This is a genomic window from Microcoleus sp. MOSTC5, from assembly GCF_036701825.1.
GTDB classification, from domain to species: Bacteria; Cyanobacteriota; Cyanobacteriia; order Cyanobacteriales; family Microcoleaceae; genus Microcoleus; species Microcoleus asticus.
Map to the genome: position 1 here is coordinate 1 of NZ_JAUBRK010000174.1, position 1,478 is coordinate 1,478.

General features: G+C 43.2%; 1 protein-coding gene. It reads right to left on the reverse strand.

Annotation, left to right across the window (positions count from 1 at the left end):
- Positions 1-246 precede the first annotated feature (246 nt).
- Positions 247-1,032 (reverse strand): ATP-binding cassette domain-containing protein, encoded by a 786-nt coding sequence (locus tag QUA54_RS34195; protein ID WP_333419468.1) that lies wholly within the window; start codon positions 1,030-1,032, stop codon positions 247-249.
- Positions 1,033-1,478 lie beyond the last annotated feature (446 nt).

The following is a 1,478-nucleotide window of genomic DNA, read 5'->3' on the forward strand; positions in this document are numbered from 1 at the left end:
GGTGTGAATCCTCCAGGGAAGTCGGCTTCCCGTACTAAACGACCAGTTCAGGTCGCGCTGACCTATTTTACCTGTTTTTCACGGCGACCTGACGGACGCTTGCACGGGCGCATAACCCAGCCCTCGTAAATCTTTTGGCTTTTATTCAGCAAGCCCTAATTAGTTGGCATTCTCCTGAGAATTTAGCATAATAAGTCCGACTGAGCCAGACAACTTGCTATTGAGATAATTTATGCCAATTACCGTTTACCGAAACGCAGCTATTGCCAACTTTTCTGCATCTTTACTATTTTCTTTTCGCTCCATAACGCGCTGCAAAATGGTCTCTACTTTCGCAGCAAATACAGCATTTCCTCTCTGCCTCGGTCGTGGGAGATCAATAGAACAGTTCATTGCAATTTGACCATTTTCTATTAAAATAACTCTGTCAGCTAGCACCACGGCTTCTTCTACGTCGTGAGTGATCAGTAGCGCGGTAAATCCTTTTTCTTGCCACAAATTTTCTAACAATTGCTGCATCTCAATACGGGTCAAAGCATCTAACGCGCCGAGGGGTTCATCAAGCAGCAGCAAGTGGGGTTCGCAGGCGAGGGCTCTTGCTAAAGAAACTCTTTGCTTTTGACCGCCGGAGAGTACAGCCGGCCAATCGCTGGCGCGATCGCCAAGCCCTACAGCGTGAAGAACTTGCATCGCTTTATAGCGAGTGCTTTCTTTGGCATTTAGTAGCCCTAATTGCACGTTAGCCAGCACTTTTTGCCAAGGTAGTAGCCGTGCATCCTGAAACATCATTCTCACTTTGGAGTTAAGTTGTTTAGACGGCTTTCCGTCTAGAAAAACCGTGCCTTGACTGGGAATTTCTAGTCCGGCGATTAAGCGCAGCAACGTACTTTTGCCACATCCACTGCGACCCACAATTGCTACAAATTCTCCGGGATTTATTTCGAGGTTAATATCCCGCAAAATTTCAATATTTCCAAATGACTTCTGGAGTTTTACTAATTCTAAGCGCATTCCTGAGAGTCCTGATTCCATTATAAAAAACCTCCATATATCTCACAATTTATTGCACAGGCTCATAACAATTAACAGTTAAAAGTTAAGCGTTAACTTTATTTCGCTTTCAAACGTTGCTGTTAAGCAAGTGTTAATTAGCCTGCTGCTCACAGATTCGGGTGAAGAGCAGATTAGCATCTCTAACTTTAATCTACTGTGAATCAGTCGAATTACCGTATTTTGCGATTTAACAAGAGTATTGCATAGGTTTCTACAAAAAGCAAGAGAATTTTTCCCCAATATTCGGGAACTTTGATAAATAATTGTTAAGAACAAGCAAACCCTGTTCCTGTAAAGGTTCTGCTTGTTCTAGCGACCCTCAGGGGTAAGTCTCCTTCCCTTACTTCTGCAGGGTAAGCTCATCTAATTTGGTATAAATTGTACTTGACAAAAATGGCAAGATATCAAAGAGCATCCTGTCAGTA